Annotated in this window: 15 protein-coding genes; 13 read left to right on the top strand and 2 right to left on the bottom strand. The window is 36.7% G+C overall.

Features of this window, described 5'->3' with window-relative positions; translation table 11 throughout:
• Window positions 1-629 (top strand): hypothetical protein (locus tag PVK71_RS19670; RefSeq protein ID WP_274421033.1); only part of this gene is annotated, 629 nt, incomplete at its 5' end.
• A gap of 737 nt (window positions 630-1,366) precedes the next feature.
• Here the strand turns inward: PVK71_RS19670 and drt4 are convergent.
• On the bottom strand, window positions 1,367-2,947 hold the full coding sequence (drt4, locus tag PVK71_RS19665; protein ID WP_274421032.1) for an antiviral reverse transcriptase Drt4: 1,581 nt from the start codon (window positions 2,945-2,947) through the stop codon (window positions 1,367-1,369).
• A 237-nt stretch (window positions 2,948-3,184) separates the two neighbouring features.
• Here drt4 and PVK71_RS19660 point away from each other — a divergent pair, with 237 nt between their 5' ends.
• From PVK71_RS19660 to PVK71_RS19615, 10 genes are all read left to right on the top strand, one after another.
• On the top strand, window positions 3,185-3,649 hold the full coding sequence (locus PVK71_RS19660) for an ASCH domain-containing protein (RefSeq protein WP_274421031.1): 465 nt from the start codon (window positions 3,185-3,187) through the stop codon (window positions 3,647-3,649).
• A gap of 1,344 nt (window positions 3,650-4,993) precedes the next feature.
• Window positions 4,994-5,275: a type II toxin-antitoxin system Phd/YefM family antitoxin gene (locus tag PVK71_RS19655; RefSeq protein WP_274421030.1), complete on the top strand. Its 282-nt coding sequence runs from the start codon at window positions 4,994-4,996 to the stop codon at window positions 5,273-5,275.
• Window positions 5,272-5,559 carry a type II toxin-antitoxin system RelE/ParE family toxin gene (locus tag PVK71_RS19650; protein ID WP_060994190.1) on the top strand — a complete coding sequence of 96 codons (288 nt, stop codon included), beginning with the start codon at window positions 5,272-5,274 and terminating at the stop codon, window positions 5,557-5,559. The genes PVK71_RS19655 and PVK71_RS19650 overlap by 4 nt, the downstream gene beginning before the upstream one ends.
• Before the next feature lie 1,281 nt (window positions 5,560-6,840).
• Window positions 6,841-7,785: a phage exclusion protein Lit family protein gene (locus tag PVK71_RS19645; RefSeq protein ID WP_274421029.1), complete on the top strand. Its 945-nt coding sequence runs from the start codon at window positions 6,841-6,843 to the stop codon at window positions 7,783-7,785.
• A gap of 134 nt (window positions 7,786-7,919) precedes the next feature.
• Window positions 7,920-8,465, top strand: a complete 546-nt coding sequence (locus PVK71_RS19640; RefSeq protein WP_274421028.1) for a hypothetical protein — start codon at window positions 7,920-7,922, stop codon at window positions 8,463-8,465.
• A gap of 175 nt (window positions 8,466-8,640) precedes the next feature.
• On the top strand, window positions 8,641-9,084 hold the full coding sequence (locus PVK71_RS19635; protein WP_054776380.1) for a GNAT family N-acetyltransferase: 444 nt from the start codon (window positions 8,641-8,643) through the stop codon (window positions 9,082-9,084).
• A 141-nt stretch (window positions 9,085-9,225) separates the two neighbouring features.
• Entirely contained in the window at window positions 9,226-9,939 is a 714-nt protein-coding gene (locus PVK71_RS19630) for a hypothetical protein (protein WP_274421027.1), read from the top strand.
• Window positions 9,940-10,094: 155 nt separating this feature from the next.
• Complete coding sequence (locus tag PVK71_RS19625; RefSeq protein ID WP_274421026.1) at window positions 10,095-10,517, top strand: GNAT family N-acetyltransferase; 423 nt, start codon at window positions 10,095-10,097, stop codon at window positions 10,515-10,517.
• 249 nt (window positions 10,518-10,766) lie between these two features.
• A complete protein-coding gene (locus PVK71_RS19620) occupies window positions 10,767-11,072 on the top strand; it encodes a hypothetical protein (protein ID WP_061014323.1) in 306 nt (101 codons plus the stop codon).
• A 42-nt stretch (window positions 11,073-11,114) separates the two neighbouring features.
• Window positions 11,115-11,399, top strand: coding sequence for a hypothetical protein (locus tag PVK71_RS19615; protein ID WP_274421025.1), 285 nt, complete (start codon window positions 11,115-11,117; stop codon window positions 11,397-11,399).
• Window positions 11,400-12,250: 851 nt separating this feature from the next.
• Here the strand turns inward: PVK71_RS19615 and PVK71_RS19610 are convergent.
• Window positions 12,251-12,916, bottom strand: a complete 666-nt coding sequence (locus PVK71_RS19610; protein WP_274421024.1) for a helix-turn-helix domain-containing protein — start codon at window positions 12,914-12,916, stop codon at window positions 12,251-12,253.
• Window positions 12,917-13,138: 222 nt separating this feature from the next.
• On the opposite strand from PVK71_RS19610, the gene PVK71_RS19605 reads away from it, so the two are divergent.
• Both PVK71_RS19605 and PVK71_RS19600 read left to right on the top strand, forming a co-directional pair.
• Window positions 13,139-13,378 carry a helix-turn-helix domain-containing protein gene (locus tag PVK71_RS19605; protein WP_274421023.1) on the top strand — a complete coding sequence of 80 codons (240 nt, stop codon included), beginning with the start codon at window positions 13,139-13,141 and terminating at the stop codon, window positions 13,376-13,378.
• Window positions 13,366-15,357: a transposase domain-containing protein gene (locus tag PVK71_RS19600; protein WP_274421022.1), complete on the top strand. Its 1,992-nt coding sequence runs from the start codon at window positions 13,366-13,368 to the stop codon at window positions 15,355-15,357. The genes PVK71_RS19605 and PVK71_RS19600 overlap by 13 nt, the downstream gene beginning before the upstream one ends.
• Window positions 15,358-15,374 lie beyond the last annotated feature (17 nt).

Genomic DNA, 15,374 nt, shown 5'->3' with positions numbered 1-15,374 from the left:
GGCGAATAGGAGATAATATGAAGTTCACAGCAGGCGATGAGACAGATATGTTACTCAATAAGGCTATTTATCATGAGTTTTGTCGTTGCCAAGATGCCTTTGGTACATTTAAACGAATTGGTGAAGTTATGATAATGAAAGGTAATTCTCCTGAAATTGCTTACTTCGCTTATAACTCTTATACGTCTTTTTTACATCATTTATATGAAATGTCTGTTGCTGTTAGGCACCGTCAGTTAGGTGATACGTCTCCGTCACTGAAAGGAACTAAATTTAAAAAACAACACGAACGCCATGATGCGTATTTTAATAGTTTAGCGCAGAGAATAATGGACAGGTATGCTCATAATATTAAAAAAGGCATTGCACCAAGTTGGGTTAATGATTTGTCATACTATGAAGTGACAGTACCCGAAAAGTTTGGACAAGATTTTAGGCATATAAGAAATAAAACATTGGCTCACGTTGATGCTAGGCGAGTAAGAGATTATGACTTAACAGACTTTTACTCAAAGTATCATAAGTTTGTATATGAAATTTACCGTGATCAATTGTCAATTTACGGTAGTTCAGAAAGAAATTATGACTTCGAGCAAGTCACTAAATTTAGTTTGGCAATTAACCGATAGTTATTCGCCTAACAAAGCAATCAACACGATTTACTACATTCGGCATTGTAGGTTTGTCTTTAGTTTCAGTGATTAAGGCAGTAAAATTCAGCCAAGTCTATATCGTAGTAAACGTGTTATTGCGGCGTTACACGAACTAAAGATTGCAGTTTTTTGGCTCAGTTCAGCGATAGAACCATTCGATTTTTAGATGTGAAAGTAGGGTGGTTTTCCTTCTTCTTTGTTGCCTTTTAATGTCCGTTTCATCAGGTTCGGCAATTGACTCTTGGCGGTCTAAGTTCAGGCGTTTCAGAGGCATTTTTACGCTTCAATGGTTCTTTGGTGTTGCCTCATTTTATCCTGCATCCGTGTTTTCCTCTCAGAATTTTCAATCCCAATTGTAACAAGGATATTTGGTTTATAAGCTAAAAAATTGCTGAAGCCAAATCGTTCAAATGGTGCTAGAAAAAGGATTGTTTCGTTTCGCAGTTTTTGTAGTTGAACGGTTCTTTTGTTCGCTAAATTGGCTTTTGTAATTTAGAATTGGTTTTTAAATATAATTGGTAAATCAGTTCTTTACCAATTAAAGCGAAGCGTTGACAAAGATCGTGTAACAAAGCAATCAACACGATGCTAATTACACTCGGCATTCGCGGTTTGAAGTATAATTGGTTTGGAAAGTAAGGCGTTCGCACGTGTTATTGCGGCGTTATGTTTTTAAACCAACCTTTATTGTTACTTAAAAGTTGGCCTATTATTTATAATGTATCAATATGACCAAATATTCCACGGAGTTTTAGTCGTTCACATTCTTCTTCTGCTGGCGAATTTTTATCATCAGGAATAAAGTCGACTTGATTTTCCTTCATTATTTCAAATATTTTCTTATCTTCATATGCATTGAGAATGTCACCTTTTAAAAATAATTGATATAAAAGTAACCAGTATCGATCTTTTTCATATAAATCATTAGTGTCCATTATTGATTGGGCAAACTCTTTGATTTTTGTGTTGTCGGGTATAAAAGAGTTTAATATTGTTATGGCAACACAATCTTTGCTATCAAGAATATGTTCAATAATTTTAACTGAAGGTATAACATTGTACTTTCGGAAAATGTGCAAAGGCCAAGCCATACCATCTGAACGATTATGTTTGGCGTTCTCTAAAATTATGTTCTCTAAATGTTCAGTATAATCACGAGGTTTCAGGTCTGATTTTTCAATTAAAATATCTAAAAAAGGAACTAAGATTGGATAGTGCCATGCTAAGTTTAAAACGCACGAATAAACAGATGAGGCAGTATTATCTTGTAAATAATTCAATATAATGTGTATTGCATACTTTAAGACACTACCATCAGGCGTGGCTTTATTAAGTAAAATTGCCTTATTTAAAAAAGATAGAGCTTCTGAAGAGCTTAGTTTTGGAGCATCATTGTCATTTTGAAGTCGACTCGGAAGGGCTGATTTTAGTTCAATTGTCCATTCATCTTCATGTGGATGCGGTAGTTCAATAATTTTAGTTTTATTTAAATGTAGTGTAAGTTTGTATTTTGCTAATTCTTTTCCAAGAATTAGAATAAACTGATCGGCCTCTTCTCGAGTTTGGCAATAGCATTCGTAATCATCGATATGGCGTTGGAAATCGAACTTATTACTCATTAATACATCATCAACTTTGCCCAGAATTACCTCAACAACAACATTTGAAGTTGTAGGTCCTATAGGGATGCCTTGTGTTTCACCTCTTTTTGTATTGCGTAAATGAAAATCACACTGATTAAACCATTCGTCTTTATTATTTGATTTTATTTTGGCTTCACTGAATCCAACAAGGGCCCAAGGTAAAGAGTGGCTATAAATACTGTTAAAGCAGTTTGATATATCTGTATGTACTCGGAATTTTTTGCCAAAACTTTTCGAGTGTATAGTATCTATTTTTTCTATGGCACACCCATAGCCCATAATTACATATCGACCATCGTCATGACATTCTGGTTTGATTCTGCTTTGTTCATTATCTTCGATGTAATTAAGTTTGTCCCAATGATCATGGATATGCTTACATAATAAAGAATGAGCCTTTGGATGAACTAAAGAAAGAACTCTAGGTACATTATTATATCTAGTGGCTTGATATTCAACTAGGTCGAAACCTTTGCTACGCTTTTCTTGATTGTCACTTTTAGGTATCGCTGCTATCTTTTCGGCTATTTCTGGAGTAAATCTACGGGTACTTAAACAAGGTGGTAGCTCACCGATTATGCTTTTTTGATTTGGAAAATAATTATGTCGAGTTAGTGCTTCATAAAAAGCTCTGTGTTTGTTAGCGCGCATGATGCAATCATCTGAAATTGTGTAAAATATAGATTATATTGGAAAATATTTATTTTTATATGATATTAAGCATATACAAGATAAAAACATAACAAATGCATCAACACGATTTGCTACACTCGGCGTTCTTAGTTTGTCTTTAGTTTCAGTGATTAAAGCGCTAAAATTCAGCTAAGTCTGTATCGTAGCAAACGTGTTATGCAGGCGTTATATTGCGAAAATAGTTAAGAGGATTTCATGGAAGAACAGTCTCAAATCTACTTGAATAAGTATCTCAGCTCACTATCTGAAATTGAGCGTGAAAAGTATAAATCATTCAGTTCAGACTATTTCTGTGCTGATGAGCATAATGCCAATCAATGTGCTGAATTAATCCGAATCGGTCAAAAGACAGCAACTTGTAGCTTAAATGTTTGGTATGAATCTGGTGAAGAGCCAATGCCAACTGTTGGTCACTTACAAGTGGTCGTTGATTGGAATGGGAAACCAATTTGTATCATTGAAATTGATTCAGTTGAAACGTGTAAATACAACGAAGTTACGGCTGAATTTGCTCATGCAGAAGGCGAGGGCGACCGTTCATTAAAATGGTGGCGTGAAGCTCATTGGCGTTTCTTTGCTGCTGAATGTTCAGAGTTAAATATTAAGCCTAGTGAGGATATGGTTCTTGTATTGGAACGATTTCATGTCGTTTATCAATAGGCAATATAACAAAGCAATCAACACGATTTATTACATTCGGCGTTGTAGGTTTGTCTTTGGTTTCGGTGTTTAAGGCAGTAAAATTCAGCTAAGTCGTCGTAGTAATAAACGTGTTATTGCGGCGTTACACGAACTAAAGATAGCAGTTTTTTGGCTCAGTTCGGCGATAGAACCATTCGATTTTTAGATGTGAAAATAGGGTGGTTTTCCTTCTTCTTTGTTTCCTTTTAGTTTTCATTTCATTAGGTTCGGCAATTGACTATTGTTGGCCTAAGTTCATGCGTTTCAGTGGCATTTTTACGCTTCAATTGTTCTTTGGTGTTGCCTCATTTTAGCCTGCATCCGTGCTTTGCTCGTAGCATTTTCAATCCCAATTGTGGTAAAGATATTTGGTTTATCAGCTCAAAACTGGCTGAAACCAAATCGTACAAATGATGCTAGAAAAAGGATTGCTTCGTTTCGCAGTTTTTGTAGTTGAAAGGTTCTTTTGTTCGCTAAATTGGCTTTTGTAATTTAGAATCGGTTTTTAAATATTATTGGTAAATCAGTTCTTTACCAATTAAAGCGAAGCGTTGACAAAGATCGTGTAACAAAGCAATCAACACGATGCTAATTACACTCGGCGTTTGTGGTTTGAAGTATAATTGGTTTGGAAAGTAAGGTGTTCGCACGTGTTATTGCGGCGTTGTGCGTACTGAGTCCGAAATTTTTTGCACGGTTCATCAAAAGGATCGCGGCTTTCGTAGTTTCGGCTTAGTAAGCGTGAATTTCTTCTTTGTTGCCTTTTAGTTTCCATTTCATCAGGTTCGGCAAATTAGCCTTTATTTCCCCAAATTCAGGCGTTTCAGAAGCTATTTCACGCTTCAATTGTTCTTTGGTTATGCCTCATTTTAGTCTGCATCCGTGTTTTCCTCGCAGTATTTCCAATCCCAATTGTGGCTAATATATTTGGTTTTTCAGTTCCAAACTTGTTGAAACCAAACCGTTCAAATGGCGTAAAAAGTGTATTGGTTTTCCATTTACTTCATCTCGCAATTTAAGGATATTTTGTTCGCTTAATTACTATCGGTAAATTAGAATCAGGGCATTAAAAATCTTGGTAGGGCAGTTCTTTACCAAGCTAGCCAAGCCGAAAGTAAGCACGCACAACAATCGCATCAACACGATTTATTACATTCGGCGTTCTGGGTTTGTCTTAGGTTTCGTGATTAAGGCATTAAAATTCAGGTTGGTTTGCATAGTAATAAACGTGTTATGCCAGCGTTATAATTTTTCTTAGTATTGATGAATATTTATACTTGCACTATAATTGGTACAAAATTAAGTACAACTAAGGTGCTATTTATGACTCGACTAAGATTAGACCAAGATATTCAACCACTTTCAGAATTTAGAGCTGGCGTAGCGTCGTTTATTCGTCAAATTAATGAAACTCGTAGACCTTTAGTTATCACTCAACGTGGTAAAGGTGTCGCTGTTGTTTTAGACGTTGCTGAATATGAAGCAATGCAAGAAAAAATAGAGTTACTGGAAGAGGTGCAACAAGCTGAAGCACAAATCGCTAGTGGCTTAGGTTTTTCAAATGATGATGCTCGTTCTAAAATCTTAGGGCGCTTACGTTCATGAATGTTATTTGGTCGCCGCTTGCTTTAGATAAAATAGGGCAGACAGCAGAATACATAGCATTAGACAATCCATCAGCGGCAGAAAAATGGGTTAACGATGTATTCGATAAAGCTGAGAATTTAGGTTCATTTCCAGAGTTGGGTCGTCTTGTCCCTGAGCTGAATAAAGCCAATTATCGTGAAATCATTTTTGGCAATTACCGCATTATTTATAGCGTAACGTTAAGCATAAATATTTTAACGGTTCGTAACTGTAGTCAATTGCTGACTATGGCTGATATATAAAATTATAACAAATGCATCAACACGATTTGCTACACTCGGCATTGTCAGTTTGCCTTTAGTTTCAGTGATTAAGGCAGTAAAATTCAGGTAAGTCTGTATCGTAGCAAACGTGTTATGCAGGCGTTACACGAACTAAAGATAGCAGTTTTTTGGCTCAGTTCGGAGATAGAACCATTCGATTTTTAGATGTGAAAATAGGGTGGTTTTCCATCTTCTTTGTTGCCTTTTAGTGTCCGTATCATTAGGTTCGGCAATTGACTTTTGGCGGTCTAAGTTCAGGCGTTTCAGAGGCATTTTTACGCTTCAATTGTTCTTTGGTGTTGCCTCATTTTATCCTGCATTCGTGTTTTACTCGTAGCATTTTCAATCCCAATTGTGGCAAAGATATTTGGTTTATCAGATCCAAACCTGCTGATACTAAATCGTACAAATGGTGCTAGAAAAAGGATTGTTTCGTTTCGCAGTTTTTGTAGTTGAGCGGTTCTTTTGTTCGCTAAATTGGCTTTTGTAATTTAGAATTGGTTTTTAAATATTATTGGTAAATCAGTTCTTTACCAATTAAAGCGAAGCGTTGACAAAGATCGTGTAACAAAGCAATCAACACGATGCTAATTACATTCGGCGTTTGTGGTTTGGAGTGTAATTGGTTTTGTAAGTCGGTCGTTCGCACGTGTTATTGCGGCGTTGTGCGTACTGAGTCCGAAATTTTTTGCACGGTTCATCAAAAGGATCGCGGCTTTTGTAGTTTCGGCTTAGTAAGCGTAAATTTCTTCTTTGTTGCCTTTTTGCTTTCGTATCGTCAGGTTCGGCAAATTAACCCTTATTTTCCTAAGTTCAGGCGTTTCAGAGGCTAATTTACGCTTCAATTGTTCTTTGGTTATGCCTCATTTTATTCTTCATCAGTGTTTTGCTCGCAGCATCTTCAATCCCAATTGTGGCAAGGATATTTGGCTTATCAGTTCCAAATCTGTTGAAACCAAGTCGTTCAAATAGCGTAAGGAATGTATCTGTTTTCCATTAACTTCATCTCGCAATTTAAGAACATTTTGTTCGCTTAATTGCCATTGGTAAATTAAAATCAGGACATTAAAAATCTTGGCAGGGTATTTCTTTACCAAGCTAGCCAAGCCGAAAGTAAGCACGCACAACAATCGCATCAACACGATGCTTATTACATTCGGCGTTTTTGGTTTGAAGTGTAATTGGTTTGGTAAAGTTGGTCGTCAGCACGTGTTATGCAAGCGTTATATTTTCTTAGTTAGATTTTTGGAGGTGATAATTATGGCTAAATATCCAATTAGTCTTTTGACAAATAATGTATTAGATGCATTTCAAAAAGCAGATAAAACTTCAGTCGAAGTTCTGAATGCAGCTATTGCTAATAATGAAATATCATCAGAAATTGATTATGACAATATAGATGATGTTATAAAAGCTCCTAAAGCGAAGAATGCGGAGAAAGAAATTTATTTACAACAAACGTATTTGTCACATTTGTGGGCTTTTACATACTCTATATTTGTTATATATGAAGAGGGGGTGCAAAAACGAATGCTTGATAACTCTTTTTCAGGTGAAGTTAATTTTAATAATAAGTTATTAAAAGATGCTGAATTATTGTTTAATTGGTCAGTATCATTGAGAGATAATTTTAGTCATTGGCCCGACGATTTACCTCGACCTGATAGTGCAGATAGCTACAAATTAGATACATATACGGCAAAATCTAATAGGATTTTTCAAAATTCTGTTGCGTACTTGCTGTATCACGAGTTTGCACATTTAAAATTAGGACATTCTTCATTTATAAAAGGTTTAGCTAATTGTAATGAACTAGATAAAGTGGCTGAACGAAAAAACATTGAAAATGAAGCCGATCAGTATGCATTAGCCATGTTAATCACTCCAGAAATGGATGACAAGGAAAAGGTGATTTTAGGGGCTTCAATATTACTAATGATGGTTTCTTGTCTATTTATTATAAAAGAACCATATAACATACAACAAACATATCACCCTGACTTAGAAACAAGAATTTTAAACGTTATTCAAGGTATTAACTTTGATGACAAAGATCGTGAATGTTATATTTGGTATATGGCCTGTTTTGGTTTTGTTATGTTTTTTAGAGAAAATAATATTCAATTTACAATAGAGGAAGAAGCCGAAGATAGTAAAGAGTTATTTTTTATGTATCTTTCTGAAATGGACAAATGGAAAATATAACAAAGCAATCAACACGATTTATTACATTCGGCGTTCTCGGTTTGTCTTTGGTTTAGGTGTTTAAGGCAGTAAAATTCAGATAAGGCGTCGTAGTAATAAACGTGTTATTGCGGCGTTATGTTCACGGAGATAAAATGTCACATCCTATTTATTACAACTCGATTGTAAATGAGGCTTATTATATTGAGCAATTAGTTTCAGCAAGCGCGAACCATGTAACTAAACTGTTTGAATTGTACTCAACTGAAAAAGTGGATGAGTATTGTGTTTCTGAATTTGAAATTGAACATGAATCTTATATCGGGTGGCTAATAGAAACAGTTAGTAGCCATCTAATTTTGTGTGCGACTCGTACTCGAGTCTTACAGGACAGTTACGATTTTTCAATTGATGATAACCCTCATTACTCACCAGACCGCGAGGCTTTCGAGTACTTTGACCACATTGTCGAAGTTATACAAGGTAACTTTAAACCTTCTCTTCGAGAGTGCTGCAATAAAATTATTCATGCAACATCGTATGATTTGGTTTTTGAAAAAAATGAATCTGGTTCTAATTATTGGTTAGGGAAGTGTGAGCTTAAAGGTAACATAAATAAAAAAGAATGGATCATATCGCTAGATGCTAGGAAGTTTTGCTTTGCGTTAAGGTATTATATTGATTTGATTAAACATCTTTAGCTATGTGAACATAACAAATGCATCAACACGATTTGCTACACTCGGCGTTGTCGGTTTGCCTTTAGTTTCAGTGATTAAGGCAGTAAAATTCAGCTTGGTTTGCATAGTAGCAAACGTGTTATGCAGGCGTTATAAGCACCGATTTATTAAGGTTATTTGAGCCAGAGGTAAAGGTTTGAAATTTTCTACGCGTTCAGCGAAAGATAGTGATTTTGAGTTCTTATTTGAACTTAAAAAGGCAGCTGAATTTGAGCCAATTAAGGCTGTATTTGGTTGGGACGATAAAATCCAACGTGAAATGCATCAAGATGAATGGGATGAAGAAAAGCCAACCATTATTGAAATATCAGGTGACGCAGTAGGTAGCTATTTGCTTCAAAACAAAGGTGATCATTTCTATTTTTGCCGTTTCTTTTTATTACCAAGTTTCCACGGAAAAGGCATAGGAAGTCAGATTTTAAGTCAATGTTTAGAGTTTGCTGATAGTGAAAATAAACCAGTGAAATTGTGTTATTTGCAAGGTAATCGGGTAGGCGGTTTATATCGTAAATTTGGTTTCCAAGTAACATCCGAAGATGCTCAATTTGTTCATATGAACCGTGTGAGAATGTGCTTATAACAAATGCATCAACACGATTTTCTACACTCGGCGTTGTCAGTTTGCCTTTAGTTTCAGTGATTAAGGCGTTAAAATTCAGCTAAGTATGTATCGTAGCAAACGTGTTATGCAGGCGTTAGGCGATAAGAGGAAAATTCAAGTATGAGAGATAAGGTTGTTCTATTTGCTGAAGTCATAGCATTTGTAGTGTTACTGTGTATCGGCGTTGCTTGGATTATGGAACCATCAGGAAACTTCGAGCCATATTTTGTTGTTTTTACTTTAGTTTTCGTCGCTACAGATCTATCTAGACGATACTTGAAATCAAATGAGAAAATCCCTAAGTTTACTTCGGCAGAGTTGATACAACATCGAGAAAAGTTACGCCCAATTTTTGAAAAAGAAATTAATAAATGTCGCCATGAAAAATTGCGAAAAGACGCAATAGTTCGACATGTTGATCGCGTCGACTCCTACCCAAATACAGATGATTCAAAGTCGGGAATCTCGCCTTGGTTCAAAGTAGCGTTGGTCGACACCTACCACAAAGGCATCATGGTGATCTTAAATGCAGAGCGCCTATATATCTATAACGGACAGTATATCAATAGAAAAATTGACTCTTCGGAAGAAGTTCGAGCCTACTTAATTGGTAAAATTCCTTACGAAAATATAGAAGTTGTTAATATGGACGGTGATGAGTATTACTATTTCCCGCATATTTATTGCCATTTCACTCATAACAATGAACCTTATGAAGAGCTGATTTATTGTCAAGAAGTCGATATGAATAATGGGCATATTTACTACAGCGAGTTAGTATCATATTCAGATGTGCAAAAACATAGCAAAGAGATCGCGGGGAAAATCGCCTAACAAATGCATCAACACGATTTACTACACTCGGTAATCTCAGTTTGCCGAGTGTTTCTCGTTTTAAGGCGTCAATATTAAGTATAATTGCATAGTAGTAAACGTGTTATGCAGGCGTTATGTGTTTTTATGGAAATGATAGGTTTAATGGAGTAATTATGGTTTTAATTCAAACGGTTGAAAGTAACTCAACGTATTTAACTGAATTGTATCAATGGTTTGAAAGTGAGTGGGATGACGTTGAACCACTGGCAACAACAAAGAATGGAAAAGTAATTCCAAATCCTATTATTGCTTTAGAAAATGGTGAATTAATTGGTGGTTTAGTTTTTACTCGTTTTCTATCTCCAATTACTCAAGAGCAGGCTGTTTGGGTTAATGCTGTCTTTATTAAACCTGAAAATCGTAAGCAAGGAATTAGCTCACAATTGATTAATCATGCTGAAAAAGTGGTTAGTGAAATGGCTGAACCAGAGTTGCTGGTTTTTACTCATATTCCTGCATTGTATTCAAATCTAAAATGGACAGTAATTGAAACGGTCGATGATCATTTCGTACTTAAAAGTTCATTGGTTCAATAAGAACACACATAACAATCGCATCAACACGATTTGCTACACTCGGCGTTGTTAGTTTGCCTTTAGTTTCAGTGATTAAGGCGTTAAAATTCAGCTAGGTCTGTATGGTAGCAAACGTGTTATGCAGGCGTTATGTGCTTTTTTGCTGTGTAAGGCTTACATCTTCTTTTCTATTGAAGTCGAGCACGTTTTATTTATCGTGAAGGGTATAATCTTAATATTTGATTATTACTAAAATGAGAAAATTAACCTATGATCAAGCAGTGGAAAAATAAGCAATTTGAACGTTGGGCAATTACCCGTAAAAAAGGGCAGTTAAACTATGTTTTAAAGCAAACATTGATTATTGGTGGTGCTGTTTTGTTCGGCGGATTTATTGGCTTTATTGTTTTCGATAAAATACGCACATGGGAAGAATATTGGTTAGACTTCTATGTACAAGTATCTGCTTTACTCGTTTTTGGTTTAATAATAAATTATTTTATGTGGATAATAAGTGAAACCATTTACGAAAAAGAGTGTAAGAAAAGAAGGTTAGAAAAATCGTCAAATTATTAATTACTCAACTTTAATCTAGTTCACGATATAAGGTTATGCTTTATGAAAGACCCTGATATTGAATTTCACAAATGGAAAAATGAACGAAAAAGAGGAATGATTAGCTATATGATACGTAGTTCTAGTCTTGCTCTATTTGGTTTGCTTGTTGGTCATATTCTTGCCGGTTTTATTTCCCCATCTTCTGCGTGGTATTTATCATCAATACAAGAATCGGCAATCTATATCACAATTGCAATTGGTGTATTGATACCTACAAGTCTAATTTCATGGTATTTGCGAGAGCGTAAATATCAAAATCATCTGTCTAAATTGAAACGCACATAACAAATGCATCAACACGATTTGCTACATTCGGCGTTCTGGGTTTCTTTAAGTTTACCGTATTAAGTGGTAAATTTGAGCTTAATCTGCATGGTAGCAAACGTGTTATGCAGGCGTTATACGAACTCTGAGAATGCAGTTTTTTGGTTCAGTTCAGCGATTGAACCATTAGCTTTTTAGGTGTTAAAGTAGGGTGGTTTTCCTTTTTCTTTGTTGCCTTTTGGTTTCCATTTCATCAGGTTCGGCATTGAACTATTATTGCCCCAAATTCAGGCGTTTCAGAAACCAATTTACGCTTCAATTGTTCTTTGGTTATGCCTCATTTTAGTCTGCATCAGTGTTTTGCTCTCAGCATTTTTAATCCCAATTGTGGTTAGGATATTTGGTTTATCAGTTCCAAATTGGCTGAAACCAATTCGTACAAATGGTGTAAGAAAAAGGGATTGTTTCGTTTCACAGTTATTGTCGTTGATTGGATATTTTGCTCGCTTAATTGAGTCAGTCTAATTAAACTCAGTTAACAGCAAATCTTGGTAAATCAGTTCTTTACCAAGTTAATTGGAGCGAAAGCAAGGCTCGTTGTGTAGACTCTATTAATATGATCAATTAAAGAAGATATAGGGATTTGGCGAGAATTTAAGGGATTAGGTGGGATTAAAACCTCATGAAACCATATAGAATAAGGGCTGACGGTTTTTTTAAATCGCAGCCCTTAATAGTATTTAGGGATTGAGCAAAAAATTGCAAAGTGATCACTTTCTCTAAGATGGCAATCAATACGCTAATGAATTGAGCACAAGCGTAAAACCTTGAAGCAGTGTTTAAACTGAATTTAAACGTTTAAAAATTGGTTTTTAAATTCTTACCTTTCTAATCCTGGTCATTAAAACACGAACTGCCTCACCAATTACTTCAATATCATTAAGGTCATCCCCAGAAAAGAACATCTCATCGTACTCTTTGTTATCACTTTTAACTTTAAGTGTCTGTTTTATATGGTTGTATTGAATCCTTTTTATAAACAAATCGTCTTTAAGACGAATAACATAGACCCCTTCATGCAAAAAGCTTTCTAAATTAACCCTTTGTATTAGCACTAAATCATCCTCATACAGCGTAGGTTCCATAGAATCACCTTTAACTGGAAGAATGAATAGCTCTCTACGGTTAGTAACGCCATAGAGCGATAGAAGCTCTTTCTGAATAGTTACATACTCAGTTGTTTGATCTTGTTCGTATGGTACACACCCATGCCCAGCAGAAACTGTAATGTCATAAACTGGAATCTTAACAGAATCAGTAAGATAGAGTGCTGACGACTCTTTTGTTTCATTTGTATCTATATCACCTATAACAGACTTAGGAAGGCTGCTTATATGGTATTCAAACGCTCTACCTTTAACGCCAGGTGCCTTTCTTTTCTTCCATTCTTCATTTCTTGCTTTGTTAGTTACGCCTTGCGGTGTATCTGGCATTCCCTTCTTTCCAACTAGGTCACTTGTTAAAAACCACTCTTTCATTTAAACCACCTTAAAAGAAAGAGCCTTTGCTTTTAAACTTTCTTTTTTCTTTTAAAAACTATTCAAATAAAAACAAAGACTTAGTAAAGAACCATTAAATAACTTTAAATTCTTTAAAAGAAAGAGCTTGCTTTACTCTTTCTTTCAATCTAATCTCTTTCCTACACAGCGGAGTAAGTCCGACGAGTTACACCGATTACTAACTTTAAATGGTGACATGAAATGAATAAAGAAACAAATAATACAGATTGGCACCGTGTAGATATTGTTGCTGCGCTTCATAAGAAAGGTGTTTCTCTTACTCAGCTTTCAGTTAGAGAAGGTCTTGCAGCAAGCACGTTAAGAAATGCAATGCGTGTTAAATATCCAAAAGCCGAAAAGATAATTGCCGAAGCAATTGGGGTTCAACCGTCAGTTATCTGGCCTAGCCGATACCAGAAGGAGGAGTCATGTGGATTCTAGCAAAAGACCTATTAGGGATAGCGGGTTTACCAGAAACATCCCAAGGAATTTCGTATAGAGCAAGAAAAGAAGGATGGCAAAAGCAACAAGCCAAAGGAGTTAAAGGTCGCGTTCTGGAGTATCGAATAGCAACCCTCCCTGTTCCAGTGCAAACCGCCCTGATGAAAAAACAGGGAAAAGTAAACGTAGGCGGACAAGAGATCATTCTCCCTAAGCCAAAAGAAAAAACCTCTTATTGCAGTGAAGCACTTTGGGCTCGTTGGAATAAAGCAGGTGCAAAAGCGCAAGACAAAGCAAAGAAAACGCTTAAAGCCGTTCAGGCCGTACAGCAGTTAGTGAACCATCAGGTTCCAAAAATGGACGCTTATCAATCTGTTTCTGACGAGTTCGGAATTCCAGTGGCAAGCCTTCGTAGATATTGCGCACAAGTAAAACGAATAGACATTGCTGATTGGGCTCCAGCGCTTCTACCGAAACACAAAGAAGCAGCTCAACTAGCAAGAAAGAAACACTTTGCAGAGATAGACGACCAAGCATGGGACTTTATCAAAGCTGATTATCTATCAAACGAAGAGCCAACCCTCACCGTTTGTTATGAAAGATTGAAAGATGCAGCGTCACACAACGGATGGAAGATCCCAAGTTACGACAGCATTAGAAGAAGAATGGCGTTTGAGGTTCCTGTAGAGCAGCGCGTCATGTTACGCAAAGGTGAGCACGCATTATTAATGATGTACCCACCGCAAGAACGTAGCGTCGCAGACTTGCACGCAATGCAATGGATAAACGGAGATGGTTACCAACACAACGTCTTTGTTAAATGGTTTAACGGCGAAATCCTAAGACCAAAAACATGGTTCTGGCAAGACATATACAGTCGCAAGATCATCGGATGGCGAACCGACATAAGCGAAAACACAGACAGCATTCGATTATCAATGATGGATGTGTTCGACAAGTTCGGAATACCAAAAGAAATAACGATCGATAACACCAGAGCAGCAGCAAACAAATGGATGACGGGCGGCGTACCAAACCGATACCGATTCAAAGTAAAAGAAGATGACCCACTAGGCATCATCCCAATGATGGGAATAAAGCTGCACTGGTCAAGCGTCATATTAGGAAAAGGTCATGGTCAAGCCAAGCCGATAGAACGTGCGTTTGGTGTCGGTGGTTTAGATGAATACATCGATAAACACCCATTAAACCGAGGTGCTTATACAGGCCCTAACCCAATGGCAAAACCAGACAACTACGGCAGCACCGCGATAGACGCAGAAGTGTTTCTTCAATCGGTAGCGAAAGGCGTAGAAATGTTCAACGCAAAAGAGAACCGAAGTTCAGAAGCGTGCCAAGGTTTCATGAGTTACAACCAAGCATTTAATGCCAGTTACGAAAGCTCAGCAATACGAAAAGCAACACCAGAGCAATTGCAACTAATGATGCTGCAAGCCGAAGCAACAAGAGTATCGCAGCACGGAACAATTACCCTGTCAGCAGGGGGAAGTTTACAAGGCCGTAAGAACCGTTATCACCATGAAACGCTGACCAACTTTATAGGGCAAAAACTAGTAGCAAGGTTCGACCCACTAGCGCTGCATGAGTCAGTAGAAATCTACACCCTTCAAGGTGTTCGAATTTGTACCGCAGCATGTTTAGACAAAGTAGGTTTTGGCGATACGCAAGCAGCAAGAGAGCACACACGCAAGCGTACACAATTTGGCAAAGCAAACAAGATAGCCGCAAAAGCGCAGCATGAAATGACCGCACTTGAAGCAGCTGCATTAATGAAACCTTTGGAAGAAGAAGTAGTACCAGAGACGAAAATAGTAGAACCATTTAGACCAGTTTCAATCGGCAGTAATGCAGTGAAAGCACAGCCGAAATATGAAGAAGATGCGGAAGAAGAATATGAAGAAAATTTCGCAGCAAGTATAGCTAAATGGCGTAGCACTAAAAATTCAAACAGCATTTAAACATTAGGTAAATGGAG

The organism is Aliivibrio sp. S4MY1 (assembly GCF_028765545.1).
Classification (GTDB): domain Bacteria; phylum Pseudomonadota; class Gammaproteobacteria; order Enterobacterales; family Vibrionaceae; genus Aliivibrio.
Note: the sequence above shows the minus strand (reverse complement) of the source record. Positions and strands in the feature narration are given on the sequence as shown.

Coding starts and splice junctions, on each gene's coding strand:
- drt4 (WP_274421032.1), bottom strand. CDS start 2,947: ATGCGCGCTAACAAACACAGAGCTTTTTATGAAGCACTAACTCGACAT.
- PVK71_RS19660 (WP_274421031.1), top strand. CDS start 3,185: ATGGAAGAACAGTCTCAAATCTACTTGAATAAGTATCTCAGCTCACTA.
- PVK71_RS19655 (WP_274421030.1), top strand. CDS start 4,994: ATGACTCGACTAAGATTAGACCAAGATATTCAACCACTTTCAGAATTT.
- PVK71_RS19650 (WP_060994190.1), top strand. CDS start 5,272: ATGAATGTTATTTGGTCGCCGCTTGCTTTAGATAAAATAGGGCAGACA.
- PVK71_RS19645 (WP_274421029.1), top strand. CDS start 6,841: ATGGCTAAATATCCAATTAGTCTTTTGACAAATAATGTATTAGATGCA.
- PVK71_RS19640 (WP_274421028.1), top strand. CDS start 7,920: ATGTCACATCCTATTTATTACAACTCGATTGTAAATGAGGCTTATTAT.
- PVK71_RS19630 (WP_274421027.1), top strand. CDS start 9,226: ATGAGAGATAAGGTTGTTCTATTTGCTGAAGTCATAGCATTTGTAGTG.
- PVK71_RS19625 (WP_274421026.1), top strand. CDS start 10,095: ATGGTTTTAATTCAAACGGTTGAAAGTAACTCAACGTATTTAACTGAA.
- PVK71_RS19620 (WP_061014323.1), top strand. CDS start 10,767: ATGATCAAGCAGTGGAAAAATAAGCAATTTGAACGTTGGGCAATTACC.
- PVK71_RS19615 (WP_274421025.1), top strand. CDS start 11,115: ATGAAAGACCCTGATATTGAATTTCACAAATGGAAAAATGAACGAAAA.
- PVK71_RS19610 (WP_274421024.1), bottom strand. CDS start 12,916: ATGAAAGAGTGGTTTTTAACAAGTGACCTAGTTGGAAAGAAGGGAATG.
- PVK71_RS19605 (WP_274421023.1), top strand. CDS start 13,139: ATGAATAAAGAAACAAATAATACAGATTGGCACCGTGTAGATATTGTT.
- PVK71_RS19600 (WP_274421022.1), top strand. CDS start 13,366: ATGTGGATTCTAGCAAAAGACCTATTAGGGATAGCGGGTTTACCAGAA.